The sequence below is a fragment of the Neoroseomonas lacus genome, assembly GCF_014644535.1.
Taxonomy (GTDB): domain Bacteria; phylum Pseudomonadota; class Alphaproteobacteria; order Acetobacterales; family Acetobacteraceae; genus Neoroseomonas; species Neoroseomonas lacus.
In genome coordinates this window covers 1-1,008 of the sequence record NZ_BMKW01000059.1, presented here as the reverse complement: position 1 = coordinate 1,008, position 1,008 = coordinate 1, and the positions used below count along the sequence as shown (strand labels likewise).

Here is a 1,008-nt window from a genome sequence, read left to right as displayed (position 1 = left end):
GCGGCATTGCCTGGAACGACCCGGCGCTCGGCATCGACTGGCCGGTCGACGCGATGACCGCCGTGCTGTCCGACAAGGACCGCAACGCGCCGCGCCTGTCGGAGATCGCGCCGCCCTTCCCGAAAGGCAGCTGGTGATGCGCCGCATCCTGGTGACGGGCCGCGGCGGCCAGCTCGCGACCGGTCTTGAAACCGCATTGCCGGCGCGGGGTTTCGAGCCAGTCCTGGTCGGCCAGCCGGAGTTCGAGTTCGACGCGCCGGAGACCGTGGCCGCCGCCTTCGATGCGGCTCAGCCGGACGCCGTGGTCAATTGCGCCGCCTGGACCGCCGTCGATGCCGCCGAGGACAACGAAGCCGCCGCCTTCCGAGCCAATGCGCTCGGCCCGGCGCTGGTCGCCGCGCATTGTGCCGCGCACGGCATCCCACTGATCCAGGTCTCGACCGACTACGTCTATGACGGCCGCAAGGGCGCGCCCTATCTCGAGACCGACCCGCCCAACCCGCTCGGCGCCTATGGCCGGACCAAGCTCGCCGGCGAATGGGCGGCCTTCGCGGGCAATCCGCACACGCTGGTGCTGCGCACCGCCTGGGTCTTCTCGCCGGTCGGCAGCAATTTCCTGCGCACCATGCTGCGGGTCGGCGCCGAACGGCCCGAACTGCGCGTCGTCGCCGACCAGCATGGCAGCCCGACCGCCGCCCCCGACCTCGCCGACGCGATAACGGCCGTGCTGGCCCGCATTCGCGACACCGGCTGGCAGGACACCTATCGCGGCGTCTTCCACGCCACCGGCAGCGGCTACACCACCTGGCACAGTTTCGCCGAGGCGATCTTCGGCCAGGCCGGCGGACCGCACCCGGTCGTCCATGCCATCACCACCACCGACTACCCAACCAAGGCCGTACGACCGGCCGATGGCCGCATGGACGGGTCGAAGCTGCGCGAGACCTTCGGCGTCGCCCTGCCACCCTGGGAGCAAGGCCTGACGCGCGTGATCCGCGCACTGCAAGC

At 71.2% G+C, this 1,008-nt stretch carries 2 protein-coding genes; both read left to right on the top strand.

Annotation, left to right across the window (positions count from 1 at the left end; genetic code table 11):
* Window positions 1–5: 5 nt before the first annotated feature.
* Window positions 6–137 (top strand): dTDP-4-dehydrorhamnose 3,5-epimerase family protein, encoded by a 132-nt coding sequence (locus IEY36_RS30380; protein ID WP_268238235.1) that lies wholly within the window; start codon window positions 6–8, stop codon window positions 135–137.
* Window positions 137–1,008 (top strand): dTDP-4-dehydrorhamnose reductase (gene rfbD / locus IEY36_RS30375; RefSeq protein WP_188974068.1); only part of this gene is annotated, 872 nt, incomplete at its 3' end. The genes IEY36_RS30380 and rfbD, both read left to right, overlap by 1 nt.